The organism is Streptomyces sp. NBC_01244, assembly GCF_035987325.1.
GTDB lineage: Bacteria > Actinomycetota > Actinomycetes > Streptomycetales > Streptomycetaceae > Streptomyces.
The window spans coordinates 6,951,934-6,975,452 of record NZ_CP108488.1; the positions used below are offsets into that span (position 1 = coordinate 6,951,934).

Below are 23,519 nucleotides of genomic sequence, written 5' to 3' on the forward strand. Positions count from 1 at the left end.
CCCACCCGACAGTGCCAAGAGGGAAAACACTAGTCGCCATTCGGGTGGTACGTCCGCCCAGTCGTCACGGCAGCACCACCCGAATGACCTGCAACCTCCTACAGCGCCGCACCCGCCAGCGCCGCGACCACGGACGGCAGCGCCGTGCCCGAGCCGTCACGGCGCGGGTCCACGGCCGGCAGCAGGGCCGGAGTGCCGTTCGCCGCCGCCGCGCGGACCGGGGATGCGCCCGCCCAGGCCAGCAGCAGGACGTCCTCGCCCTTCAGGAAGCGCTGGCAGCGCACGCCGCCGGTGGCCCGGCCCTTGCGCGGGTACTGGTCGAACGGGGTCAGCTTCCCGGACTGCATGGAGTCGTCCAGCGTCCCGTGCGAGCCCGCCACCGTGAACACCACGGCCTCGCGCGCCGGATCCACCGCCGAGAAGTGGATCACCTTTGCGCCGTCCGCGAGCTTGATGCCCGCCATGCCGCCCGCCGGGCGGCCCTGCGGACGGACCTGGCCCGCGGGGTAGCGCAGCAGCTGGGCGTCGTCGGTGACGAAGACGAGGTCTTCCTCGCCCGTGCGCAGCTCGACCGCTCCGATGATCCGGTCACCGTCCTTGAGGGTGATGACCTCCAGCTCGTCCTTGTTGGCCGGATAGTCCGGCACGACCCGCTTGACCACGCCCTGCTCGGTGCCGAGCGCCAGACCCTGCCCGGACTCGTCCAGCGAGGTCAGGCAGATGACCTTCTCGTCGGGCTCCAGCGCGGAGAGGAACTCCGTGACCGGGGCGCCTCCCGCCAGGTTCGGCGCGGCGTGGGTGTCGGGCAGTTGCGGCAGGTCGATCACCGCCAGCCGCAGGAGCCGCCCGTACGAGGTGACCACGCCGACGTCCGCCCGCGCGGTGGCGGCGACCTGCGAGACGATCAGGTCGTGCTTGGCGCGCGCACCGCCCTCCTCCTCGGGGAGCGGGTCGGCGTTCGGCGTGCGGGCGAGCAGCCCGGTGGAGGACAGCAGCACCCGGCACGGGGTGTCCTCGACCTCGAGCGGGACCGCCGCGACCGCCGTGCCCGCCGACTCCAGCAGCACCGTACGGCGCTCCGTGCCGAACTTCTTCGAGACCGCGGCCAGTTCCGCCGAGACGAGCTTGCGCAGCTCGCTGTCGGAGTCGAGGATCCCGGTCAGCTCGTCGATCTCGCCGGCCAGCCGGTCGCGCTCGGACTCCAGCTCGATCCGGTCGAAGCGGGTGAGCCGGCGCAGCGGGGTGTCCAGGATGTACTGGGTCTGGATCTCGCTCAGCGAGAAGCGCTCCATCAGGCGCTCCTTGGCCTGCGCGGAGTTGTCGCTGTCCCGGATGATCCGGATGACCTCGTCGATGTCGAGGAGCGCCACGAGCAGGCCCTCGACCAGGTGCAGGCGGCCCTGCCGCTTCCCGCGGCGGAACTCGCTGCGCCGGCGCACGACCTCGAAGCGGTGGTCGAGGTAGACCTCCAGCAGCTCCTTGAGGCCGAGCGTCAGCGGCTGCCCGTCGACCAGCGCGACGTTGTTGATGCCGAAGGTCTCCTCCATCGGCGTCAGCTTGTACAGCTGCTCCAGCACGGCCTCGGGGTGGAAGCCGTTCTTGATCTCGATGACCAGGCGCAGGCCGTGCGAGCGGTCCGTGAGGTCCTTGACGTCCGCGATGCCCTGGAGCTTCTTGGAGCCGACCAGGTCCTTGATCTTCGCGATGACCTTCTCGGGGCCGACCGTGAAGGGCAGTTCGGTGACGACCAGCCCCTTGCGGCGCGGGGTCACGTCCTCCAGGGCCACCGTGGCGCGGATCCGGAAGGTGCCGCGACCGTTTTCGTAGGCGTCCTTGATGCCCGAGAGGCCCACGATCCGGCCGCCGGTGGGCAGGTCGGGACCCGGTACGAAGCGCATCAGCGCTTCCAGGTCCGCCTCCGGGTAGCGGATCAGGTGGCGGGCGGCCGCGATGACCTCGCCGAGGTTGTGCGGGGCCATGTTGGTGGCCATGCCCACGGCGATGCCGGACGCGCCGTTGACCAGCAGGTTCGGGTACGCCGCCGGCAGGACGACCGGTTCGCGCTCCTGGCCGTCGTAGTTCGCGGCGAAGTCGACGGTGTCCTCGTCGATCCCGTCCGTCATCAGCGAGGCGGCGTCGGCCATCTTCGACTCGGTGTACCGCATCGCGGCCGGGGGGTCGTCGTTGCCGAGCGAGCCGAAGTTGCCGTGGCCGTCGACCAGCGGGAGCCGCATGGAGAAGGGCTGCGCCATGCGCACGAGGGCGTCGTAGATCGACGCGTCGCCGTGCGGGTGCAGCTTGCCCATGACCTCGCCGACGACACGGGCGCACTTCACGTACCCCCGGTCGGGGCGCAGGCCCATCTCGTTCATCTGGTAGACGATGCGCCGGTGCACCGGCTTCATGCCGTCGCGGGCGTCGGGCAGGGCGCGGGAGTAGATCACCGAGTACGCGTACTCGAGGAAGGAGCCCTGCATTTCGTCGACGACGTCGATGTCGAGGATCTTCTCCTCGAAATCCTCCGGCGGCGGGGTCTTCGTGCTGCGGCGGGCCATCGCTGCGCGGCTCCTTAACCAAGAATCGGGATGAGCTGAGCTCTCACGGGGTGGGGGTGGGACGGGGCTGGGACGGTCGGGCGGGCGGTTTCGGACAGGGGTGACGCGGACCATTGTGGCCCGAGGCACCGACAACGCCGACTCCGACCCAGGACTGGGCCGGGAACTTCTCCGCGCCCCGACGCGCTTGCATACAGTGGCAGGTCTGACAGGAATCTTTGCATCGCGATCGAAGGGACCACATGCCCATGGGTCACACGGCCACAGCTCACGCAGGCTCCGGCGGCCTCACAGCGACCGAGCACCGGCTGGCCAACGGCCTGCGCGTGGTGCTGTCCGAGGACCACCTGACCCCGGTCGCCGCGGTCTGCCTCTGGTACGACGTCGGCTCGCGCCACGAAGTCAAGGGACGTACGGGCCTGGCTCACCTCTTCGAGCACCTGATGTTCCAGGGCTCGCAGAACGTCTCCGGCAACGGCCACTTCGAACTGGTCCAGGGAGCCGGCGGCTCCCTCAACGGGACCACCAGCTTCGAGCGGACCAACTACTTCGAGACGATGCCGACCCACCAGCTGGAGCTCGCGCTGTGGCTGGAGGCCGACCGGATGGGCTCGCTGCTGGCCGCCCTGGACGACGAGTCCATGGAGAACCAGCGGGACGTCGTCAAGAACGAGCGCCGCCAGCGGTACGACAACGTCCCGTACGGCACGGCCTTCGAGAAGCTGACGGCCCTGGCCTACCCGGAGGGCCACCCGTACCACCACACCCCGATCGGTTCCATGGCCGATCTGGACGCCGCGTCCCTGGAGGACGCGCGCACGTTCTTCCGTACGTACTACGCGCCCAACAACGCGGTGCTCTCGGTCGTCGGCGACATCGACCCCGAGAAGACGCTCGCCTGGGTCGAGAAGTACTTCGGCACCATCCCCGGCCACGACGGCAAGCAGCCGCCGCGCGACGGCTCGCTGCCCGAGATCATGGGGGAGCAGCTGCGCGAGGAGGTCGTCGAGGAGGTCCCGGCCCGCGCGCTGATGGCGGCCTACCGGCTCCCGCACGACGGCACCCGCGAATGCGACGCCGCCGACGTGGCGCTGACCGTCCTGGGCAGCGGCGAGTCCTCCCGGCTCCACAACCGCCTGGTGCGCCGCGACCAGAGCGCCGTAGCGGCCGGTTTCGGCATGCTGCGCCTCGCCGGGGCGCCCTCGCTGGGCTGGCTGGACGTCAAGACCTCCAGCGGGGTCGAGGTACCCGCCATCGAGGCGGCCGTCGACGAGGAGCTCGCGCGGTTCGCCGCCGAGGGCCCGACGGCCGAGGAGATGGAGCGCGCGCAGGCCCAGCTGGAGCGCGAGTGGCTGGACCGGCTGAGCACGGTGGCGGGCCGCGCCGACGAACTGTGCCGCTTCGCGGTGCTGTTCGGCGACCCACAGCTCGCCCTGACCGCCGTCCAGCGCGTCCTCGACATCACCGCCGAGGAGGTGCAGGCCGTGGCCGCGGCCCGACTGCGCCCCGACAACCGCGCGGTGCTCGTCTACGAGCCGATCGCGGCGGAAGACACCGACGAGACCGAAGAGACCGACGCGAGCGACGAGAACGAGGGGGCGGAGCAGTGAGCGACACCGCAGCCGTCACGATGACCTTCCACCCGCGCCCCGAGGCCGGCGAGCCGCAGCCGTGGGCCTTCCCGGCCCCCGAGCGCGGGGTACTGGCCAACGGCCTGACCCTGCTGCGCTGCCACCGCCCGGGCCAGCAGGTGGTCGCGGTCGAGATCAACCTCGCCGCCCCGCTCGACGCGGAGCCCGAGGGCCTCGACGGCGTGGCCACGATCATGGTCCGTGCCCTGTCCGAGGGCACCGACAAGCGCTCCGCCGAGGAGTTCGCCGCCGAGCTGGAGCGCTGCGGCGCCACCCTCGACGCGCACGCCGACCACCCCGGCCTGCGGGTCTCCCTGGAGGTCCCGGCCTCCCGCCTGCACAAGGCGCTGGGCCTGGTCGCCGAGGCGCTGCGCGCACCGGCCTTCGCCGACGCCGAGGTCGACCGGCTGGTGCGCAACCGGCTCGACGAGATCCCGCACGAGAGCGCCAACCCGCAGCGCCGCGCCGCCAAGCAGCTCTCGAAGGAGCTCTTCCCGGCCTCCCTGCGGATGTCCCGCCCGCGCCAGGGCACCGAGGAGACGGTCGCCCGCATCGACTCCGCGGCCGTACGCGCCTTCTACGAGGCCCACGTGCGCCCCGCGACCGCCACCGCGGTGGTCGTCGGCGATCTGACCGGAATCGACCTGGACGCCGTCCTGGCCGACACCCTGGGCGCGTGGACCGGTGACACCACCGCCCCGCGCCCGGTCCCGCCGATCACCGCCGACGACACGGGCCGCGTGGTCATCGTGGACCGGCCCGGCGCGGTCCAGACGCAGTTGCTGATCGGCCGCATCGGCGCCGACCGGCACGACCGGGTCTGGGCGCCCCAGGTGCTCGGCACGTACTGCCTGGGCGGCACCCTCACCTCCCGGCTGGACAAGGTGCTGCGCGAGGAGAAGGGGTACACGTACGGCGTGCGCGCCTTCGGCCAGGTGCTGCGCTCCACCGCCGACGGCAAGGGCGCCTCGATGCTGGCCATCAGCGGCTCGGTGGACACCCCGAACACCGGCCCGGCCCTGGACGACCTCTGGACGGTGCTGCGCACCCTCGCGGCGGGCGGCCTGACCGACGCCGAACGGGACGTGGCCGTGCAGAACTTGGTGGGCGTGGCCCCGCTGAAGTTCGAGACGGCGGCCTCCGTCGCGGGCACGCTCGCCGACCAGGTCGAGCAGGAGCTGCCGGACGACTACCAGGCGCAGTTGTACGCGCGGCTCGCCGAAACCGGGACCGTGGAGGCCACTTCGGCGGTCGTCAGCGCCTTCCCGGTGGACCGGCTGGTCACCGTGCTGGTCGGTGACGCCTCGCAGATCGCGGAGCCGGTGCGGGCCCTGGGGATCGGCGAAGTGACCGTGGTCACCAACTGACCGTCCGTTGACTGCCGGCGGGGCGCCAACTGACCGGCCGTACAAGGGTTTCGGGCAAGGGGCCCTGGTGGATTGCCCACCAGGGCCCCTTTCGTCTGCATTGTCCCTTTAGTGGTGTGGTTGCTTGTATGTGGTGTGGCGTACGCAACAAAAGGGCGTGTCTGTTTGGTGATTGGCTGATGATCCGCCTAGCGTCGGCCGTGCTGTTCGTCAGTTGTAACCGCCGCGTCCGCGGCACCGGACAGCGATCGCCGAGTCCCCGTCAGGCGCGAGCCTGGGGAGCCGGGGACCCACTTGTGTCCCTGGGGTGAATCGGACCGCCTCGCAAGAGGGGGCCCGTAGGAGACCTTCCTGCTCCGAACCCGTCAGCTAACCCGGTAGGCGAGAGGGAAGGAAAGGATCAGCCCCTTCATGGCGTTTGGCAGTAGTGCCGCCGGCAAGCACCGTGGTCCGAGCCGTATGAGCCGCAGGACCGCCGGCTACGCCGGCATAGCCGCCCTCGCCGCCACTGGCGTCGTCGGCTCCCTGGCCGGTCCCGCGTTCGCCGCGGACCAGTCCCCCTCCGTCGAGGACACCGGCGCCCTCAACACCATCGTGGTGGCCGACGAGCTCGCCGGTGACGTCGAGGCCCAGGCCCAGTCCCAGCAGCGCGCGGCCGATGCCGCCGCCGCCAAGGCGCAGGCGGAGGCCGACGCCCGGCAGCGGGCCGCCGAGGCCAAGGCGAAGGCCGAAGCGCAGGCCAAGGCCGAGCGCGAGGCCGCCGAGCGCGCCGCCCGCGAAGAGGAGCGCAAGCGCCTCAACACCTTCGTGTCGCCGCTCGACAACACCTACGTCAGCACCCAGTACCACGCGGGTGGCGGCATGTGGTCCTCCGGCAGCCACACCGGCATCGACTTCCGCGCCGCCTCCGGCACCGAGGTGCACGCCGTGGGCCTCGGCACCGTGGTCGAGGCGGGCTACGGCGGCGCGTACGGCAACAACGTCGTCATCAAGCACGCCGACGGCACGTACACCCAGTACGGCCACATGTCCTCGCTGAGCGTCTCCGTCGGCCAGCAGGTCACCCCGGGCCAGAAGATCGGCCTGTCGGGCTCCACCGGCAACTCCAGCGGCCCGCACCTGCACTTCGAGGCCCGCACCGGCGCCGACTACGGTTCGGACATCAACCCGGTCACGTACCTGCGCTCGCACGGCGTCACCGTCTGACCCGCTCGCCCCACCGCACGTCTTCCGCGAAGGCCCCGGCTCTCTTCGAGCCGGGGCCTTCGCGCATCTCGCCGTGGCCTTCTCGTCGTGGGCTTCGCGCTCCGCGTTCCGCGTTCTGTGAATGTTTCGTATTTCCGGCCGCCCTCGGAAATTATCGTGTGTTGCAATAGAGTCGCAACGCGCACAGTCATACGAAAAAGGCGGAGGTCCGGTCTTGCGTATTCCCGCGCACACGGTATGCACAGCGATCCGCGACGACATCGTCTCCGGGGTGTTCGGGCCCGGCGGCCGGCTGACCGAGGAGGTGCTGGCCCGCCGGTACGGAGTCTCGCGCGTTCCGGTGCGCGAGGCGCTGCGCACGCTGGAGTCCGAGGGGTTCGTGACCACCAGGCGGCACGCGGGCGCCTGCGTGGCCGAGCCGACCGAACAGGAGGCGGCCGACCTCCTGGAGCTGCGGATGCTCCTGGAGCCCCTCGCGGCCGCCCGGGCGGCCAGGCGGCGCAGCGAGGCCCACCTCAAGGTGCTGCGCGGCCTGGTCAGGCTGGGCCAGGAGCGGGCCAGGAGGGGGCAGGGGGAGGATCTGCGCTCCCTGGGCGGCTGGTTCCACGAGACGCTCTCCCAGGCCTCGGGCAGCCCCGGGCTGATCGCGCTGCTCACCCAGATGCGCCACAAGGTGGCGTGGATGTACGTGGTGGAGGCCCCGGTGCGGCCCGTGGAGTCCTGGGCGGAGCACGGCGCGATCGTGGACGCGGTGGCCCGGGGTGACGCCGAGCGGGCCCGGGCGCTGACCGCGGTGCACGTGGACCGGGCGGCGGGGGCGCACCGGCTGCGCGTGAGGACTTTGCAACCTGCCGTAAACACGGCAAGCGTTCCGCATTAACAAAGCCCGTATACAAAGGTGGGATATCCGGGCGGGTAATTGATGCCCGGTGCCTCGCGCTTTGTTCCGCCGCCGGAACCGGTGTGCCGAAATAGCGGTCTGACGGAATAGCGGTGTGTGTACTTCCGTATTTCCGCCCGGGCCGGCGAACCGGCGGGCCGGCCGGATTCTCGATTCCCGCGCGAAACGCAGCGAAGCCGTTGCCCCCGACCCTGACGGTCGGGGGCAACGGCTTCGCCGTGCAAGTCCTGCAAGTCCTGCAAGTCTGCGAGTCCTGCGGGTCGAACCCGAAGGGTCAGACGGTCTCGGGAAGCTCCTCGAGCCCCTCGGCGACCAGCTTCGCGAGGCGGTCGAGCGCGGCCTCGGCGCCGTCGGCCTCGGACGAGAGGACGATTTCCTCGCCGCCCTGGGCGCCCAGGCCCAGAACCGCCAGCATGGAGGCGGCGTTGACGGGGTCGCCGCCGGCCTTCGCGATGGTCACCGGGACGCCGGAAGCGGTCGTCGCGCGGACGAAGATCGAGGCGGGACGAGCGTGCAGGCCCTCGGCCCAGCCGACGTTGACGCGGCGCTCTGCCATGGTGATGCCCTTCAGGTTCTTACGGTTGTCTAGACCAGTCTCTCACGGCGTCCGGAATGGTCGAACCGACCTTCGGCCCGAGTTTCCCGCCATTCGACCTACCCCAGCTTGCCCTGGTTCCAGTCAGCTTGCCCGGTGCGCCGCGCCCGGGCCACTCGAACCGTTCGAGCCTTAAGGTGACCCCATGACGACCGAGTCCGACCCCTCGTACCCGGACCACTGGGAAGCCGACGTGGTCCTTCGCGACGGCGGAACGGCCCGGATCCGGCCCATCACCACCGAGGATGCGGGCCGGCTGGTCAGCTTCTACGAGCAGGTCTCGGACGAGTCCAAGTACTACCGGTTCTTCGCCCCCTACCCCCGGCTCTCCGACCGCGACGTGCACCGTTTCACGCACCACGACTACGTGGACCGTGTCGGCCTCGCCGCGATGATCGGCGGCGAGTTCATCGCCACCGTCCGCTACGACCGGATCGGCGCCGACGGCCGCTCGGCCACCGGACCCTCCGACGAGGCCGAGGTCGCCTTCCTCGTGCAGGACGCCCACCAGGGCCGCGGAGTCGCCTCCGCCCTGCTCGAACACATCGGCGCGGTGGCCCGCGAACGCGGGATCCGCCGCTTCGCGGCCGAGGTGCTGCCCGCCAACGGCAAGATGATCAAGGTGTTCACCGACGCCGGCTACCAGCAGAAGCGCAGCTTCGAGGACGGCTCCGTCCACCTCACCCTCGACCTCGAACCGACCGCCGAGTCCCTCGCCGTCCAGCGCGCCCGCGAACAGCGCGCCGAGGCCCGCTCCGTGCAGCGGCTGCTGGCCCCCGGCTCGGTGGCGGTGATCGGAGTCAGCCGCTCCCTCGCGGGCGTGGGCGCGGCGGCCCTGCGCAACCTGCGCGACAGCGGCTTCCACGGCCACCTCTACGCCGTCAACGAGGCCGTCACCCGCGATCTGCTCGACGGCGTACGGGCCTACCCCACGCTCGGCGCCGTCGGCGCCCCGGTCGACCTCGCCGTCATCGCGGTCCCGGCGGACCGGGTCCCGGACGCGGTCGCCGCCTGCGGCGAACACGGGGTGCAGGGACTGGTCGTCCTGTCCGCCGGGTACGGGGAGAGCGGGGCCGAGGGCCTGGCCCGCCAGCGCGAACTGGTGCGGCAAGTGCGCTCGTACGGGATGCGCCTGATCGGACCGAACGCCTTCGGGGTGATCAACACGGCCCCCGAGGTGGAGCTGAACGCCTCCCTGGCCCCCGCTCCGGCCCCCGCGCGGGGAAGGGTCGGCCTCTTCACCCAGTCCGGGGCGATCGGGATCGCGCTGCTCTCCGGGCTGCTGCGGCGCGGGGAGGGGCTGTCCTCCTTCATCTCCGCCGGGAACCGGGCCGACGTCTCCGGCAACGACATCCTGCAGTACTGGTACGACGACGAGGCCACCGACGTCGCCCTCATGTACCTGGAGACCCTGGGCAACCCGAGGAAGTTCACCCGGCTCGCCCGGCGCACCGCGGCCGTCAAGCCGGTGGTCGTCGCCAAGGGGGGCCGGTACACCCCCGCCGGACACGTGGTCCCCGGCACGCGGCTGCCCGAGGCGACGGTCTCGGAGCTGCTGCGACAGGCCGGCGTCATCCGGGTCGACACGGTCACCGAGCTGGTGGACGTCGGCCTGCTGCTGGCCTCGCAGCCCGTACCGGCCGGGCCGCGGGTGGCCATCCTCGGCAACTCCGAATCGCTCGGGGTCCTCACCTACGACGCCTGCCTGACGGAGGGGCTGCGGCCGCTGGCGCCGCTCGACCTGACCACGGCCGCCTCGCCGGAGGACTTCCGCACGGCCGTCTCCGCGGCGCTGGCCTCGCCGGACACCGACGCCGTCGTCGTCACCGCGATCCCGTGGGTGAGCGAGCACGCGCTCGCCGACGATCTGGCCGAAGCCCTGCGTGCGGCCGCCGCCGGGCATCCGGGCAAGCCCGTCGCCGTAGTCCACGTGGAGCTGGGCGCCCTGGCGGAGGCCCTCTCGGCGGCCACGGCACCGGCCACGGCGCCGGACGCCGCGACGGCCCTCGCGGACGCGCCGCCCGCCACGCTGCCGACAACCGCGACGGCCCTCGCGGCCCTGGCCTCCGGGGCCGCCCCGGACCCGGACCCGGACCCGGCCTCCGGGGCCGCGGCCGCCGCCGTGCCCGTCCCCGCCGCCCCCGCCACTACCCCCGCCATTACCTCCGCCACCGAGCCGGAGCCGGCCTCCGGCGCCGCGGGGAGCGCGGCCGCGCCCGCTCCCGGAACCGCCCGGATCCCCAGCTATCCCGCCGCCGAGCGGGCCGTCAAGGCCGTCGCCGAAGCCGTCCGCTACGGGCAGTGGCGCCGGGGCATCGCCGAGGTCGGGCAGGTGCCCGAGTTCGAGGACATCGACGAGGGCGGAGCCGCCGGGCAGCTCGCCCGCCTGCTGGCCGGCGTAGGGGAGGAGGAGGTGGCGACCCTGGACGCCCCCGATGCCCGCGAGCTGCTCGCCCGGTACGGGATCCGGGTGCTCTCCACCCTCCCGGCCCCCAGCGCGGACGCCGCGGTCCGCGCCGCCGCGGTCCTCGGCTACCCCGTCGCGCTCAAGACCACCGCCCCGCACCTGCGCCACCGCGCCGACCTCGGCGGGGTCCGCCTCGACCTCACCACCGAGGCCGAGCTGCGCCGCTCGTACGAGGAGCTCACCCACGCGCTGGGCAAGCCGCAGGAGCTGCTCCCCGTGGTCCAGTCGATGGTCCCCCGGGGCGTCGACACCGTCATCCGCTCCGTGATCGACCCCGCCGCCGGCGCCGTACTGTCGTTCGGGCTCTCCGGGGTCGCCTCCGAACTGCTCGGCGACACCGCCCACCGGCTGGTTCCCGCCACCGACAAGGACGCGGCGAGCCTGATCCGCTCGATCCGCACCGCCCCGCTGCTCTTCGGCTGGCGCGGCAGCGACCCCGTGGACACCCCCGCCCTGGAGGAGCTGCTCCTGCGGCTCTCCCGCCTCGTCGACGACCACCCCGAGGTGGTCGGGGTCGTCCTGGAGCCCGTCGTCGTAGCCACCGAGGGGCTGTCCGTGCTCAGCGCGAGCGTCCGCGTCGCCCACCCGCCCGCCCGCGGCGACCTCGGCCCGCGGACCCTGCCCAGCTACTGAGGTCCGGGGCCGCGGGGCAGACGGCACTTTGACGACGGGCCCCAGGGCGGCCGAGGTGCCCCATACGGGCCTTAGGATGGACCTCATGGCGAAATCCGGTACGACGACCCAGGGGCTGCGCACGGCGATCGAGCGCAGCGGCTACTACCCGGCCCTCGTGGCCGAGGCCGTGGAGGCCGCGGTGGGCGGCGAGCCGATTTCGTCGTACCTGGTCCACCAGGAGACGACCTTCGACTCCAACGAGGTGCGCCGGCACGTCACCGTGCTGGTCCTGACCGGCAACCGCTTCATCGTCAGCCACACCGACGAGCAGGCCGCCGACGCAGGGTCCCCCTCCCCGTACGCGACCACCTCCACGGAGTCGGTCAAGCTGGCCAGCATCTCCTCCGTGGTGCTCAGCCGCGTCGTCGCCAACCCGGAGTCCTACACCCCCGGCACCCTGCCCCGCGAGGTCGTCCTGACCATCGGCTGGGGCGCGGTCTCGCGCATCGACCTGGAGCCCGCCGCCTGCGGCGACGCCAATTGCGACGCCGACCACGGCTACACCGGCAACTCCACCGCCGACGACCTCAGCCTGCGCGTCAGCGAAGCCGGCGACGGCCCCGAGGCGGTCCGCCAGACCCTGGTCTTCGCCCAGGCGCTCTCCGAAGCAACGGCAGCCACCTCCACCCCCGCCCGCTGATGGCGTCGTACTCCGCCGCGCAGAGCTGGCAGGACGAGCCCGAGCTGCTGGACCTGGCCGGAGCCCCGGTGCCGCACTACGGCACCGGCTCGCTCGCCGACCTGCTGCCCACCCTCGTGGCCGGCCAGGGCGTACCCGGCTTCGAAGCCTCGATCGCCGAGCTGACCCCGGCCGACCGGAACTGCGTGTTCCTCGTCGACGGCATGGGCTGGGAGCAGATCAAGGCCCACCCGGACGAGGCCCCGTACCTCACCTCGCTCCTCGGCAGCTCGCGCGGCGGCACCGGCCGCCCGATCACCGCGGGCTTCCCGGCGACCACCGCCACCTCGCTGGCCTCCGTCGGCACCGGCCTGCCGCCCGCACGGCACGGCCTGCCCGGCTACACCGTGCGCAACCCCGCCACCGGCGAACTGATGAACCAGCTCCGCTGGCATCCGTGGACCCCGCCCAAGCCCTGGCAGCCGTACCCGACCGTCTTCCAGCAGGCGGACGCGGCCGGGGTGGCCACGGCGCAGGTGTCCTCGCCGGCCTTCCAGACCACCCCGCTCACGAAGGTCGCGCTGAGCGGCGGCACCTTCCTCGGCCGGATGACCGGCGAGGAGCGCATGGACCTCGCGGCCGAGCGGCTCGCGGCCGGCGACCGCTCGCTCGTGTACACGTACTACAGCGAGCTCGACGGGGCCGGCCACCGGCACGGCGTCGACTCCGACGCCTGGCGCGGCCAGCTCATGTACGTGGACCGGCTGGTGCAGCGGCTCGCGGAGCAACTCCCTCCCCGCACCGCGCTGTACGTGACCGCCGACCACGGCATGGTGGACGTCCCCTTCGACGAGGACTCCCGCATCGACTACGACGACGACTGGGAACTCGGCGCGGGCGTGGCCCTGCTGGGCGGCGAGGGCCGGGCCCGGCACGTGTACGCCGTACCGGGAGCCGAGGCCGACGTCCTGACCGTCTGGCGCGAGGTCCTCGGTGACCGCTTCTGGGTCGCGAGCCGGGCGGAAGCCCTGGACCTGGGCTGGTTCGGGGCACCGGGCGAATGCGACGAGCGGGTCCTCGGCCGCATCGGCGACGTGATCGCCGCCGCCCAGGCAGACGTGGCGATCACCGCCTCACGGGCCGAGCCCAACGAATCGGCCCTCGCGGGCATGCACGGCTCCATGACCCCGGCCGAGCAGCTCGTCCCGCTGCTCGAGATCCGGTCCTGACGCCGCCGCCGTCCCCCTCCCTCACCTCCCCTCGAAAGGCCCTGTACTCCCCATGCCCGAGCTGGTGTTCTTCTCCGGAACGATGGACTGCGGAAAGAGCACACTGGCGCTCCAGATCGCCCACAACCGCGACGCGCGCGGACTCCAGGGTGTGATCTTCACGCGTGACGACCGCGCGGGCGAGGGCAAGCTGTCTTCCCGTCTGGGTCTGGTGACGGAGGCGGTGGAGGCGCCGGAGGGCATGGACCTGTACGCGTACCTGGTGGCCCAGCTCTCGGCGGGCGGCAGGGTGGACTACGTGATCGTGGACGAGGCCCAGTTCCTCGCGCCGGAGCAGATCGATCAGCTGGCGCGCATCGTGGACGACCTCGGCATGGACGTCTTTGCCTTCGGCATCACCACGGACTTCCGCACGAAGCTCTTCCCGGGCTCGCAGCGCCTGATCGAGCTGGCGGACCGGCTGGAGCAGCTCCAGGTGGAGGCTCTGTGCTGGTGCGGAGCCCGCGCCACCCACAACGCCCGGACGGTGGGCGGGGAGATGGTGGTCGAGGGCGCCCAGGTCGTCGTCGGCGACGTGAACCGGCCGGCGGAGGAGATCGGCTACGAGGTCCTCTGCCGCCGCCACCACCGCAAGCGCATGACCTCGGCCGCGGCCCACGCCGGAGCCCTCTCCCCGGACGTCCTCCCGGTCAACCACGCCTGACCGTCCTGCAGTGGCTATCTGGGGGGTGTCGACCCCATCGCGACCATGGCGAGCAGATAGAACGATTCGCTGAGTCAGATCCACTACTTTGCTCGCCTCTAGGCTGTGCCACCTCGCGGTGTGCTCGAAGGACGTCATCAACGTTCGAACCGCCGATCTCGCGTACGCGGCCGCGGCGGTCAATCCGCATCCTGCATCCTTCGGCACCGCAGACGCCCTGCCTGTTCCGCTTGCGAGCCGCGTCTCTGGATCCATGGGTAGCCGCCCATGGATCGTGCGCGCGGCAGTAGCGGGGGGAGCGTCTCGCGGCTCTCCGACAGCCGGGTCCCGATCGAAGAAATTTCGCGGCTCGCCGGACACTCCCGGCACGGCGGTCGCGGAGGAGGTCTACCAGAGGTCCGACCTGCGATCCAGAGGGAGTGGTCGTGATGGACGACATCTTCAAGATCAACTCGAGGGCGTCCGGGACCTGACCGGATCGTGGAGGCTTACGCAAGGGGCCTGAACGCGCAGGCGGTCACGGAGGCGTTCGGGCCAAGAAGGAGGCGATCCTACGTTGCGTCCGCCTGTCCCTGTCCGAGATCCCGAGACCGCTCCAGCTGCGGGGTAGGTATCCTGCCGCTGCTTTGTCCTAGGGCATGGCGTCGGAGACTCGTGCCGCACCTGAGGGAGTTTCCCGGCCCTCCCACGTGGGAGGGCCGGGGCCACGGATCCCGGAACGGCGGCGTCAGCCGGTGGGGAGGCCCTGGGTGAACGTGATCAGGGCCTGCTGGGCTGAGGGCCGGTACACGGTCCTCGACTGCTCGTGGATCGATGTGACCCGCTCTCTCCCGAGGGCGGAGGCGTGTACGTCATCCCGCCTCCAGGCAACATCGCGGGCGTGGGCCATTACTTCGGGCAGTTCTGTGTCGTATCGGTAGGAGTCTCTGACCTGCCCGAAGGCGTAGGCCGTTCCCTTCCTTCCCGTCGGCATGACGATCCAGTCGCTTTCCTTGATTTCGTGGATGAACGCCCAGAGCTGTGGGCCCCAGACGTTGAGGCACGTCAGCCAGGTGGCCTCCTCGTTGTCTATCTGCTTCCGCATCTCTGCCTTGAACAGGCGCTGGGCGAGATCCTCGACGCGATCGATGTCCTTGACGTCTTCCTGGACCTTGTGGGCGTCGTACGCCGCGATGCCCCGAGCGCGCATCTCCCCCGAGTACTTGCCACTTACGCCTGCCTTGACCACCCAAATGGCCACCATGGTCCCACCCCACTCATTCGAGTTCCTCACAGATTTTCGGCACTGTACCTGCGCTGGGCGGGCAACCGACCGCAAGTCCCAGCGAGGACTGGGCGTCAGTGGTGCCTCATGACACCAAGCCGGTGAGGGCGGCGCCCTGTGTGCCAGACGGAGGCGTTCTGGCGGGTGTTGCCCGGTATTCGCAGGAGTTCAAGCGGTACGCGGTCGGGCTGGTGCGGTCCAGCGGACGGACCGTCAACCCGGTCGCGAAGGGAGCGTGGGGCCAATACCGAGTCTCTGCGCCAGTCGGTGCGGTGGGCCGAGGTCACGGTCGGCGGGGGCGGTGACGTAGCGACGCTCCTCACACATGGTGGATGCCCAAGTAAAAGGACACTGGCGCTCCAGATCGCCCACAACCGTGATGCGCGGGGACTCCAGGGTGTGATCTTCACGCGTGACGACCGGGCGGGCGAGGGCAAGTTGTCGTCCCGGCTGGGTCTGGTGACGGAGGCGGTGGAGGCGCCGGAGGGCATGGACCTGTACGCGTATCTCGTCGCCCAGATCTCGCAGGGCGGCAAGGCGGACTACGTGATCGTGGACGAGGCGCAGTTCCTGGCCCCGGCCCAGATCGACCAGCTGGCCCGGATCGTGGACGACCTCGGGCTGGACGTGTTCGCCTTCGGCATCACGACGGACTTCCGCACCAAGCTCTTCCCCGGCTCGCAGCGCCTGATCGAGCTGGCGGACCGCCTGGAGCAGCTCCAGGTCGAGGCCTTGTGCTGGTGCGGCGCCCGCGCCACGCACAACGCCCGCACGATAGGCGGCGAGATGGTCGTCGAGGGGGCCCAGGTCATCGTCGGCGACGTGAACCGCCCGGCGGAGGAGATCGGTTACGAGGTCCTCTGCCGCCGCCACCACCGCAAGCGCATGACCTCGGCCTCGGCCCACGCCGGCGCCCTCTCCCCGGACGTCCTCCCCATCAACCACGCCTGATACTCCGTTCCGTGATCCGCGCCGGGATTCGAGTGGGGGCAGGGCCTCTGGGACTTCTTCGTGCAGAACGTCCACCCCGGCACCATCCAACCGGACGGTGACATCGCAGTCAGGCCGGTGGCCCGCCGGTCGGGCTGGTTCAGGCTGGCAGGGCGGGCGGCCAGTCGGGGGCGGGGTCCTCGGAGAGCAAGGGGCGCAGGGCGCCGACCGCTGCGCCGATGCAGGTGTCCCGCAGTTCGGTGCGGGTGCAGGTCTCGTGCGTGAGCCAGTCCACGCACAGCACCTGGACGAACACGAGCCAGGCCTTGAGTACCGCGGAGACGGCGGCGTGCGTGCGTGCGTCGGCGAGCGGGAGCACGCCGAGCAGGCGTGAGCGCAGGGCGTCGAGCTCGTCCGTCATGATCGTCTGGATGACGGGGTCGCCGGCCAGCACCCGGTTCGCGGCCAGGACGGCGTGGCGGTTCGCGATGAAGTAGTCGAAGTGGGCGTCCAGGCCCTGGGCGAGCTGCTCGACGAGCGTGGCGCCGGGGTCGAATGTGGTCGCCTCCAGCAGCCGGTCGGTCGCCTGTTGGTAGACCGCGGCGAAGAGGGCGTGCTTGCTCGGGAAGTGCTGGTAGAGCAGGGCGCGGGATACGCCGGCCTGCCGGGCGACGTCCTCCATCAGTACGTCGTCGTAGGCGGCGGCGGAGAACAACTGGGCTCCGACGGTGAGCAGTTGGGCGCGGCGGTCGGCGGGGGGCAAGCGTCGGCGGGGCGGCATGCACCCAGATTACTACTTGACACGCGTCTACTTGGGAGGGCTACCCTGAAGTTAAGTAGACGCACGTCAACTAAGTGGGGTGGAGTCATGGCCAAGGCACTCCGGGTTTTCGCATGGGTGATGGGCCTCGCCTGTATGGCGATCGGGCTGTTCCACGTGGTCGGCGGCAATGCCGCGATTCCGGGCGAGGCTGACGCCGGCCCCACTCTGGACAGCCTTGGCCGGTTCTTCGGCGCGATCTTCGCCGGGTACGGGCTGGTCTGGCTGTGGGCGGCCCGGCAGGACCCCGTCCCGGCGAAGGCGGTGCGTTGGCTCGCGGCGGTGTTCCTGCTGGGTGGTGTGGGGCGGCTGCTGTCCCTGGCGGTGCATGGGTGGCCACACTCATTCCAGGTGGCGCTGACCGTGATCGAGTTGGTCTTCCCGCCCGTCTGGTTCTGGCTGGCGGATGCCGACGAGCGGGCGTCCCGGGAGCGGCGGCCTGCGGGTGCGCCGGCCGCCGGGCCTTCTCTTCCGGACCTTGCCTGACCCGCGCCGCCCGGCGCCACACCCCGCCGCGCTGCAGGGATGCCCGACATCGAGGCTTCACATCCACGCCGCCCGTCGAAGCCCCTGCCGAATCCCTTCACCGATGACCGAGGAGCTGTCATGCCCACATCATTACGCGAGGCCCGTGCAGCCTTGCTTCGGGGCGCGGCCATGCGCCCGCGCGGCGCTGTAGCGCTGCTCACCGTCTCGCTCTCCTACGCCGTACTGACCGCCGCGTACGTCGTCACCAACCGTGCATCCCCGCAGCCCGATGCCCCCGGCGACGACATCCTGCGCCAGTACGTACGCGACCACGGCACCGCGATCGACCTGGGCGCCTTCCTGCTGCTCGTCGCCGCCGTGCTCCTGGTGCCCGTGGCCGCCACCCTGGCCCGGCTGGTGCGGCAGGGGCAGGACCAGGGCGCCGCGGCGGCGACAGTCCTCGCCGGCGGACTGATGGCCAGTGGCGCGCTGGCCTCCAGCGCCGCGCTCACCTGGACCCTCGGCCGGCTTCCGCAAGAGGCACCCGCAGCCCTGGCCCGTGCCCTGGCAGACCTGTCCTTCCTCGCCGGCGGTGTCGGGTACGCCGTGTCCTTCGCTCTCCTGGCGGCAGGCACCTCCCTGGCAGCCCGCGGGAGCGGGCTCCTGCCGCGAGCCTGCGCCACCACCGGGCTGGTCATCGCCGCCGCCGGACTGGCCGCCACCCTCACGCTCCTCGTCCTCGACTTCGGCTATCTGTTGCCCGTCGTCCGCTTCGGTGGTTTGGCATGGCTGGTGTGGGCCGCGATCGCACTGTTCCGCTCGCACCCGACCGCACCGGGGTGGAACCCATGACCGCCGCCTCGCCCAAACGATTGCGCTCGCCCTGGCAGCTCCCCATCGGCGCGGGCCCCTCGCTGCTCGCATCCGACCTGCTGCTGCCCTCCCTGGCCCGGCTTCGGCGCCGTACACGCAGTTCCGCCATGCGCGGCAACCGGGTACCCACCCCTGGCTGGACCGCGCCGCCCTCGTCGGCGGCCTGGACGACGGTCGGAGGCGCGACACTTGACGCCTACCGTGAGCAAGAAGCACCCCGGGCCCGTCGCGAGCGCGGGCAGCGCAGCGGCAGAGGGCAACGCCTCCGCTTCGGCAGCCCGCCCGGCGCACCGTCCCCGAACACAGCCCGCCGCCGGAAGGGTTCGGCGCCTGTCCCAGCGATGGCGCAAGGCGATCCGCACCCTCCACGTGACGGTGGCAGTCGGTTGGGTGGGAATCGAGATCGCCCAACTCATCCTCGGGCTGGTCGGCCTCTCCACCGACGATGCAGGACTCGTACGCGCAACCCGCGTCGCCATGGAGATTCTCGGCCTCGATGTCTTCGCCTTCGGCATCACCACGGACTTCCGCACCAAACTCTTCCCCGGCTCGCAGCGCCTGATCGAGCTGGCGGACCGCCTGGAGTAGCTCCAGGTCGAGGCCCTGTGCTGGTGCGGGGCCCGCGCCACGCACAACGCCCGCACGGTGGGCGGGGAGATGGTGGTCGAAGGCGCCCAGGTCGTGGTCGGCGACGTGAACCGCCCGGCGGAGGAGATCGGTTACGAGGTCCTCTGCCGCCGCCACCGCAAGCAGATGACCTCGGCCTCCGCCCACGCGGGCGCCCTCTCCCCGGACGTCCTCCCGGTCAACCACGGCTGACGCCCCACCTACCGCACGGACCTGAGCAGGCCGGCGATCTGTGTGAATCCGCGGCGGTCCGCGTGTTCCAGCGCGGTCACGCCGTCGCCGTCCGGAAGGTGCGCCGTGGCGCCGGCGGTGATGAGCAGTTCCACGATCTCCTGATGCGCGCGGCCGCCGTCGCCGAGGATGACGGCTTCGAGCAGTGCGGTCCAGCCGAGCCGGTTGACGTGGTCGACGTCGATGTCGGTTTCCCGGAGCAGGGCGCGCACGTAGTCGACGTGGCCGCGTTCGGCGGCGGGGATCAGGGCGATGCCGCCGAAGCGGTTGCGCCGGGTCAGGTCGGGGCGGGCCGGGAGCAGGGTACGCATCATGCGGACGCTGCCGGTGACACCGGTGACCAGCCAGGGGCTGTCCTCGCGGTCGTCCTGGGTGTTCGGGTCGGCGCCGGCCGCGACGAGGACCTCGGCCGCCGCCACGTGGTCGCCGAGGGCGGCGAGCAGGAGCGGGGTGCGGCGGTGTTCGTCGGGGGCCTCGATGTCGGCGCCGGCGGCGAGTGCCGCGCTCACGGCGTCGGCGTCGCCCTCGCCGGCGGCAGCCAGCAGGGCTCGGTCGGCAGGGGTCATGGGGGTGCTCCTCGGGTGGGTCAGGGCGCGTAGCGCGGCCAGGGCCGTCCTCGTCCTCGTACGCACGCCTCGGGCGGGGGTTGTTACGTGCCCAGCGTGGCTCGTCCGGCGCTACTTGTTCAGCGCCGCGACACCGGCCTGGGCGAACTTCTCGTCCAGATCGCCGGAGGGTGCGCCCGCGACACCGATGCCCGCGAGCGGGGTGTTCTTCGCGGTGACCGGGGCGCCGCCGCCGAGGAAGAGGGTGCCGGGGATGTCCTTCAGGGCCGGCGTCTGGGCGAGGCGGCCGGCCAGCACGGAGGTGGGGGCGTTCCAGGACACGGCGGTGTAGGCCTTGCGCTGGGCGGCCTCGTAGGACTGCGGGCCGGCGCCGTCGCCGCGCAGCGTGACGATGGTGTCGCCGTTGCGGTCCACCACTGCGACGGTGACGCGCTGGTTCTCCTTCTTCGCGGCGTCGAGCGCCGTCCGGGCGGCCTTCGTGGCGGCGTCGACGGTCAGGTGGGTCGACCGGGTCAGGTTCTTGTTCTTGACATCCGTCTTCGCACCGGCCTGGGCGGCCGGGGCCGGGGCCGGAGCCGGGGCCGGGGCGGCGCCGGCGGCGTAGGCGCCGAAGCCGCCGAGGGCGAGGGCCGCGATCAGGGCGCCGCCGGTGATCGCACCGGTGCGCCGGGAGACCTTCTTGACCTGCTTCATGTGCGCCGACTCCTTGATGAGGGGGGAGGGGGGAGGGGTGGGGCCGTCCGTTCCGGCTGCCCCGCTCTGACATCCATCCTGGGCCCGGCGGCGGCCCCGACCTGTCGACTGGCCGGCTGCGTGCGGCGGGTAGGAGGGGGGACACGCGGGTCATCCGATCGGTTTACCCCGGCACGGCCCCGGTCGGCGACAATGTGACTGTTTGTCCGGTTCCGGGATCCGATGTCAAGAGGTGCACGTGCGGCCCGACCCCAGCGCCCCCTCCGACTCCGGCAGTGATCCGGACGACCGGTGGCTGGCCCTGGTCATGCGCGTCACCTTCTTCGTGCTGGTCGGCACGTCGATGGTCCGTTTCGTCCAGCGGCACACCCAGGAGGCCCGTGCCCCCTGGGTGATCGCCCTCGCCGTCGTGCTCGCCGTCCTCTACCTGCTGGGCCCCGTCACGGAGGTCAAGGCGGACCCGGGCCGGGGAGGCATGCCGTGGCCTCCGGCTCCCCGGTTGGCCTGGCTCGGGATGGTCGTCACCGCGTGGGCCGTCCTCGTCCTTCTCGCGCCCAGCTTCGCGTGGGTCGCGGTTCCCCTCTTCTACTCCGTGCTGCGCACGCTGCCGCCCGTTGCCGCGTACGTCCTCGTCGCGTTCCTCACGCTCTTCGTGATCTTCGCGCAGCTGACGCTGGCCCCCCGCTTCAACCTCGACCTGGTGATCGGGCCGGCCGCCGTCGCCGCGCTCACCACTGCGGTCTTCCTCCACATGCAGCGGCAAGCGGTCCGCCAGCACGCCCTCATCGACGACCTCGTCCGCACCCGCCGCGAGCTCGCCGCCACCGAGCGCCGCGAAGGCACCCTCGCCGAACGCCAACGGCTGTCCATGGAGATCCACGACACGCTCGCTCAGGGCTTGTCCAGCCAGCAGATGCTGCTCCAGGCCGCCGACCGGACCTGGGAATCCGACCCGGCCAAGGCCCGCGGTCACCTCCGCACCGCCGCGTCCATCGCCGAGCTCAACCTCGCCGAGGCCCGCCGCTTCGTGCACGACCTCGCACCCGCCGACCTCGCCCACGGCGGCGGCCTCGACGCCGCGCTGCACGCCCTCGCCGAACGGGAGTCCGGCGCGGGGCTCGCGGTGCGCGTCCACATCGATGCGGGCGGGCGCCTCACCCCGCTGCCCGAACGCGTGCAGTCCGCGCTGCTCCGCATCGCCCAGGGCGCGCTGGCCAACGTGCGGGAGCACTCCGGCGCCACCACTGCCGCGCTCACCCTCACCAGGCTCGACGACCAGGTCGTCCTCGATGTGGCCGACAACGGGCACGGGTTCGACCCCACGGCCCTCCCCGAGGCCCCGTCCGGCGCGCGCGGACACGGCGTCCCGGCGATGCGGGCCCGGATGCGCCAGCTCGGCGGGACCCTGACCATCGAGTCGGCGCCCGGCGAGGGCGCCGTCCTGACCGCCGCCGTCCCCGTCCCCGCCCCCGTCCCCTGAGCCATCGGGCGCGCACCGGCCGGAGAAGGCAGGGAGTGGGCACGGGGGGTGCGGAGTGGGGAGTGCGGAGGAAATACAGAACCCGTGCAGCCTCCTCCGCGACGCTGGTCCTTCGGCCCCGCACCCTGGGGCCCGGTGGGAGGAGCGAACATGGGGACGGCGCGGGACGCCTTATTCGAGTACGCCGCGGGCACCGTACGGCTGTTGCCCGGCCAGGCCGCGGTGACTTCCGCCGTGCTTCAGGGGCCGCCCGCCGCCCTCCTGGAGCGGATTCCGCAGCTGGTGCGCGGTTTCGCGGGCGAACGGACCGACGGTGGGGCCCTGTTCCGTGCGGCGGCCGGACTCCCCGGGGAGGCGGCGGTCCCGGGCCCGGCCGACGGGTCGGTCGACGGGTCGGACGACGGGCGCGGCTGCGCCCTGGTGCAGTCCCTGCCCGTACTGAGCCGGGAGTCGGTGGGGAGTGCGATGGCCTCCCGCGCGGACCGGCTCACCGGGGCCGCCGACCGGCTGCACTGGGAGCTGGCCGAGCTCGGGGACCTCCCCGGGGGCCCTGCCGCCGGGAGCTTCGCCGCCCGGTACGCGCTCTGCTACGCCGGGGCCGCCCTCCTCTGGCTGTGGCGGGCGGCCGGGGAGAGCTGCCCGGAGTGGACGTACGAGGCCGTGGACGCCGTCCTGGCGGCGCTGGAAGACCCCGCCCACGTGCCGGACGCCCCGGCCGCCCTCGCCCTGCTGCCCGGCTGAGAGGCGTCAACGATCCGGTTCAGGCGGCGAGTTCACCCGCCAGGGCCTGCTGGAAGGTGCGGGTGAGCAGCGGGCCGGGGTCGACGCCCAGCCGGTCGGCGAGCAGTTCCCGGCCGGAGTGGAACTGGAGCAGGGCCGCCGCGGGCTGGCCCGCACGGCACTGGGCGGTCATCAGCAGGCAGCGCAGCCGCTCCCGCAGCGGGTACCGGGCCACCAGTCGGGTCAGTTCGGCGACCAGGCCGTGCGGCAGCCCGCCGGCGAGCTCCGCCTCGGCCCGGTCCTCCAGGGCGGTCAGCCGGGCCTCCTCCAGCCAGGGGCGCTCCTCCTGGGCCAGTTGCTCGGTGGTGTCGGCCAGGGCCTCGCCCTGCCAGAGGCCGAGCGCCGAACGCAGGACGGCGGCGGCCCGTCGCGCGTCCCCCTGCCGCAGCAGCGTGCCACCGAGCGCGGCACGCTCCGCGAACAGGCGGTGATCGCAGGACAGTTGTCCGGGGGCGGTCGACAGGCGGTAGCCGCGTCCCACCCGTTCCAGCCGGGCGGCCCCGTCGAGCGGGGCGCGCAGCCGCGAAGCGTAGGTGTGCAGCTGGGCGACGGAGCGGGCCGGGGGGCGCTCGCCCCACAGGGCGCGGATCAGGCGGCTGTCGGGGACGACCCGTCCCTCGGCGAGCAGCAGTGCGGCGAGGACCGTGCGGGGCTTCGCACCGCCCAGTGCGTTCTCCGCGCCGTCCAGGGCGTGTCCCGCGCCGCCCAGCGCGTTCTCCGCGCCCCCGGACGCGGCCCGGATGCGGACCGGTCCGAGCAGTGTCGTCTCCAGGAAGTGCGTCATGGGGAGCGACCGTAGGCGGGCGGTGCATCCTCCTGATATCGGCCGCTTATCGGCG

At 72.1% G+C, this 23,519-nt stretch carries 20 protein-coding genes, 1 pseudogene and 1 riboswitch; of the genes and pseudogenes, 14 read left to right on the forward strand and 7 right to left on the reverse strand.

The genetic code is table 11. The features are described from left to right. Window positions 1–98 precede the first annotated feature (98 nt). Window positions 99–2,555: a DNA gyrase/topoisomerase IV subunit A gene (locus OG247_RS31230; protein WP_327255304.1), complete on the reverse strand. Its 2,457-nt coding sequence runs from the start codon at window positions 2,553–2,555 to the stop codon at window positions 99–101. A 248-nt stretch (window positions 2,556–2,803) separates the two neighbouring features. On the opposite strand from OG247_RS31230, the gene OG247_RS31235 reads away from it, so the two are divergent. From OG247_RS31235 to OG247_RS31250, 4 genes are all read left to right on the forward strand, one after another. Next, a complete protein-coding gene (locus OG247_RS31235) occupies window positions 2,804–4,165 on the forward strand; it encodes a M16 family metallopeptidase (protein WP_327255305.1) in 1,362 nt (453 codons plus the stop codon). Window positions 4,166–4,185: 20 nt separating this feature from the next. Continuing rightward, window positions 4,186–5,553: a M16 family metallopeptidase gene (locus OG247_RS31240; protein WP_327257707.1), complete on the forward strand. Its 1,368-nt coding sequence runs from the start codon at window positions 4,186–4,188 to the stop codon at window positions 5,551–5,553. Between the two features lie 239 nt (window positions 5,554–5,792). Further along, a riboswitch (cyclic di-AMP (ydaO/yuaA leader) is annotated at window positions 5,793–5,952 on the forward strand. Between the two features lie 12 nt (window positions 5,953–5,964). Then, a complete protein-coding gene (locus tag OG247_RS31245; protein WP_327255306.1) occupies window positions 5,965–6,759 on the forward strand; it encodes a M23 family metallopeptidase in 795 nt (264 codons plus the stop codon). 214 nt (window positions 6,760–6,973) lie between these two features. Beyond that, window positions 6,974–7,639: a GntR family transcriptional regulator gene (locus OG247_RS31250; protein WP_327255307.1), complete on the forward strand. Its 666-nt coding sequence runs from the start codon at window positions 6,974–6,976 to the stop codon at window positions 7,637–7,639. A gap of 295 nt (window positions 7,640–7,934) precedes the next feature. Here OG247_RS31250 and OG247_RS31255 read toward each other — a convergent pair whose 3' ends face one another. Then, a complete protein-coding gene (locus tag OG247_RS31255; protein ID WP_250746483.1) occupies window positions 7,935–8,216 on the reverse strand; it encodes an HPr family phosphocarrier protein in 282 nt (93 codons plus the stop codon). 184 nt (window positions 8,217–8,400) lie between these two features. Here OG247_RS31255 and OG247_RS31260 point away from each other — a divergent pair, with 184 nt between their 5' ends. The 4 genes from OG247_RS31260 (at window position 8,401) to OG247_RS31275 (ending at window position 13,948) form a co-directional block, all read left to right on the forward strand. Then, window positions 8,401–11,355 carry a bifunctional acetate--CoA ligase family protein/GNAT family N-acetyltransferase gene (locus OG247_RS31260; RefSeq protein ID WP_327255308.1) on the forward strand — a complete coding sequence of 985 codons (2,955 nt, stop codon included), beginning with the start codon at window positions 8,401–8,403 and terminating at the stop codon, window positions 11,353–11,355. 85 nt (window positions 11,356–11,440) lie between these two features. Continuing rightward, the gene (locus OG247_RS31265) at window positions 11,441–12,037 is read left to right on the forward strand and encodes a DUF5998 family protein (RefSeq protein WP_250746479.1); all 597 of its coding nucleotides are present in this window, start codon (window positions 11,441–11,443) and stop codon (window positions 12,035–12,037) included. Next, window positions 12,037–13,245 carry an alkaline phosphatase family protein gene (locus OG247_RS31270; RefSeq protein WP_327255309.1) on the forward strand — a complete coding sequence of 403 codons (1,209 nt, stop codon included), beginning with the start codon at window positions 12,037–12,039 and terminating at the stop codon, window positions 13,243–13,245. Before OG247_RS31265 ends, OG247_RS31270 begins: the two co-directional genes overlap by 1 nt. A gap of 52 nt (window positions 13,246–13,297) precedes the next feature. Continuing rightward, window positions 13,298–13,948, forward strand: a complete 651-nt coding sequence (locus OG247_RS31275) for a thymidine kinase (protein WP_327255310.1) — start codon at window positions 13,298–13,300, stop codon at window positions 13,946–13,948. Window positions 13,949–14,675: 727 nt separating this feature from the next. Here OG247_RS31275 and OG247_RS31280 read toward each other — a convergent pair. Continuing rightward, the gene (locus tag OG247_RS31280) at window positions 14,676–15,191 is read right to left on the reverse strand and encodes a hypothetical protein (RefSeq protein ID WP_327255311.1); all 516 of its coding nucleotides are present in this window, start codon (window positions 15,189–15,191) and stop codon (window positions 14,676–14,678) included. Window positions 15,192–15,563: 372 nt separating this feature from the next. On the opposite strand from OG247_RS31280, the gene OG247_RS31285 reads away from it, so the two are divergent. Then, window positions 15,564–16,163, forward strand: a complete 600-nt coding sequence (locus OG247_RS31285; protein ID WP_327257708.1) for a thymidine kinase — start codon at window positions 15,564–15,566, stop codon at window positions 16,161–16,163. A 139-nt stretch (window positions 16,164–16,302) separates the two neighbouring features. Here the strand turns inward: OG247_RS31285 and OG247_RS31290 are convergent, their stop codons facing one another. Continuing rightward, entirely contained in the window at window positions 16,303–16,923 is a 621-nt protein-coding gene (locus tag OG247_RS31290; protein ID WP_327255312.1) for a TetR/AcrR family transcriptional regulator, read from the reverse strand. 87 nt (window positions 16,924–17,010) lie between these two features. Between OG247_RS31290 and OG247_RS31295 the strand changes: the two genes are divergently transcribed. From OG247_RS31295 to OG247_RS31305, 3 genes and pseudogenes are all read left to right on the forward strand, one after another. After that, a complete protein-coding gene (locus tag OG247_RS31295; protein ID WP_327255313.1) occupies window positions 17,011–17,448 on the forward strand; it encodes a DUF4345 domain-containing protein in 438 nt (145 codons plus the stop codon). 120 nt (window positions 17,449–17,568) lie between these two features. Continuing rightward, window positions 17,569–18,282, forward strand: a complete 714-nt coding sequence (locus OG247_RS31300; RefSeq protein WP_327255314.1) for a DUF4386 domain-containing protein — start codon at window positions 17,569–17,571, stop codon at window positions 18,280–18,282. A gap of 507 nt (window positions 18,283–18,789) precedes the next feature. Then, window positions 18,790–19,122: pseudogene (locus tag OG247_RS31305) on the forward strand (thymidine kinase); the annotation flags it as partial. 8 nt (window positions 19,123–19,130) lie between these two features. Here OG247_RS31305 and OG247_RS31310 read toward each other — a convergent pair. Both OG247_RS31310 and OG247_RS31315 read right to left on the reverse strand, forming a co-directional pair. Further along, entirely contained in the window at window positions 19,131–19,727 is a 597-nt protein-coding gene (locus tag OG247_RS31310; protein ID WP_327255315.1) for an ankyrin repeat domain-containing protein, read from the reverse strand. A gap of 111 nt (window positions 19,728–19,838) precedes the next feature. Next, entirely contained in the window at window positions 19,839–20,420 is a 582-nt protein-coding gene (locus OG247_RS31315) for a GlcG/HbpS family heme-binding protein (RefSeq protein WP_327255316.1), read from the reverse strand. Window positions 20,421–20,637: 217 nt separating this feature from the next. Between OG247_RS31315 and OG247_RS31320 the strand changes: the two genes are divergently transcribed. Together OG247_RS31320 and OG247_RS31325 are read left to right on the forward strand one after the other, a co-directional pair. Further along, window positions 20,638–21,900, forward strand: a complete 1,263-nt coding sequence (locus tag OG247_RS31320; protein WP_442813670.1) for a sensor histidine kinase — start codon at window positions 20,638–20,640, stop codon at window positions 21,898–21,900. A gap of 150 nt (window positions 21,901–22,050) precedes the next feature. Further along, a complete protein-coding gene (locus OG247_RS31325) occupies window positions 22,051–22,641 on the forward strand; it encodes a hypothetical protein (protein ID WP_327255317.1) in 591 nt (196 codons plus the stop codon). Window positions 22,642–22,660: 19 nt separating this feature from the next. Here OG247_RS31325 and OG247_RS31330 read toward each other — a convergent pair whose 3' ends face one another. Next, window positions 22,661–23,464, reverse strand: a complete 804-nt coding sequence (locus OG247_RS31330) for an AfsR/SARP family transcriptional regulator (protein WP_327255318.1) — start codon at window positions 23,462–23,464, stop codon at window positions 22,661–22,663. Window positions 23,465–23,519 lie beyond the last annotated feature (55 nt).

What these genes read in the sequence shown, in the direction of transcription:
- OG247_RS31265 (WP_250746479.1), top strand. Translation starts at nt 11,441, where the DNA reads ATGGCGAAATCCGGTACGACGACCCAGGGGCTGCGCACGGCGATCGAG.
- OG247_RS31310 (WP_327255315.1), bottom strand. Translation starts at nt 19,727, where the DNA reads ATGACCCCTGCCGACCGAGCCCTGCTGGCTGCCGCCGGCGAGGGCGAC.
- OG247_RS31275 (WP_327255310.1), top strand. Translation starts at nt 13,298, where the DNA reads ATGCCCGAGCTGGTGTTCTTCTCCGGAACGATGGACTGCGGAAAGAGC.
- OG247_RS31235 (WP_327255305.1), top strand. Translation starts at nt 2,804, where the DNA reads ATGGGTCACACGGCCACAGCTCACGCAGGCTCCGGCGGCCTCACAGCG.
- OG247_RS31260 (WP_327255308.1), top strand. Translation starts at nt 8,401, where the DNA reads ATGACGACCGAGTCCGACCCCTCGTACCCGGACCACTGGGAAGCCGAC.
- OG247_RS31230 (WP_327255304.1), bottom strand. Translation starts at nt 2,555, where the DNA reads ATGGCCCGCCGCAGCACGAAGACCCCGCCGCCGGAGGATTTCGAGGAG.
- OG247_RS31330 (WP_327255318.1), bottom strand. Translation starts at nt 23,464, where the DNA reads ATGACGCACTTCCTGGAGACGACACTGCTCGGACCGGTCCGCATCCGG.
- OG247_RS31325 (WP_327255317.1), top strand. Translation starts at nt 22,051, where the DNA reads ATGGGGACGGCGCGGGACGCCTTATTCGAGTACGCCGCGGGCACCGTA.
- OG247_RS31280 (WP_327255311.1), bottom strand. Translation starts at nt 15,191, where the DNA reads ATGGTGGCCATTTGGGTGGTCAAGGCAGGCGTAAGTGGCAAGTACTCG.
- OG247_RS31255 (WP_250746483.1), bottom strand. Translation starts at nt 8,216, where the DNA reads ATGGCAGAGCGCCGCGTCAACGTCGGCTGGGCCGAGGGCCTGCACGCT.
- OG247_RS31245 (WP_327255306.1), top strand. Translation starts at nt 5,965, where the DNA reads ATGGCGTTTGGCAGTAGTGCCGCCGGCAAGCACCGTGGTCCGAGCCGT.
- OG247_RS31300 (WP_327255314.1), top strand. Translation starts at nt 17,569, where the DNA reads ATGCCCACATCATTACGCGAGGCCCGTGCAGCCTTGCTTCGGGGCGCG.
- OG247_RS31240 (WP_327257707.1), top strand. Translation starts at nt 4,186, where the DNA reads ATGACCTTCCACCCGCGCCCCGAGGCCGGCGAGCCGCAGCCGTGGGCC.
- OG247_RS31290 (WP_327255312.1), bottom strand. Translation starts at nt 16,923, where the DNA reads ATGCCGCCCCGCCGACGCTTGCCCCCCGCCGACCGCCGCGCCCAACTG.
- OG247_RS31315 (WP_327255316.1), bottom strand. Translation starts at nt 20,420, where the DNA reads ATGAAGCAGGTCAAGAAGGTCTCCCGGCGCACCGGTGCGATCACCGGC.
- OG247_RS31295 (WP_327255313.1), top strand. Translation starts at nt 17,011, where the DNA reads ATGGCCAAGGCACTCCGGGTTTTCGCATGGGTGATGGGCCTCGCCTGT.
- OG247_RS31270 (WP_327255309.1), top strand. Translation starts at nt 12,037, where the DNA reads ATGGCGTCGTACTCCGCCGCGCAGAGCTGGCAGGACGAGCCCGAGCTG.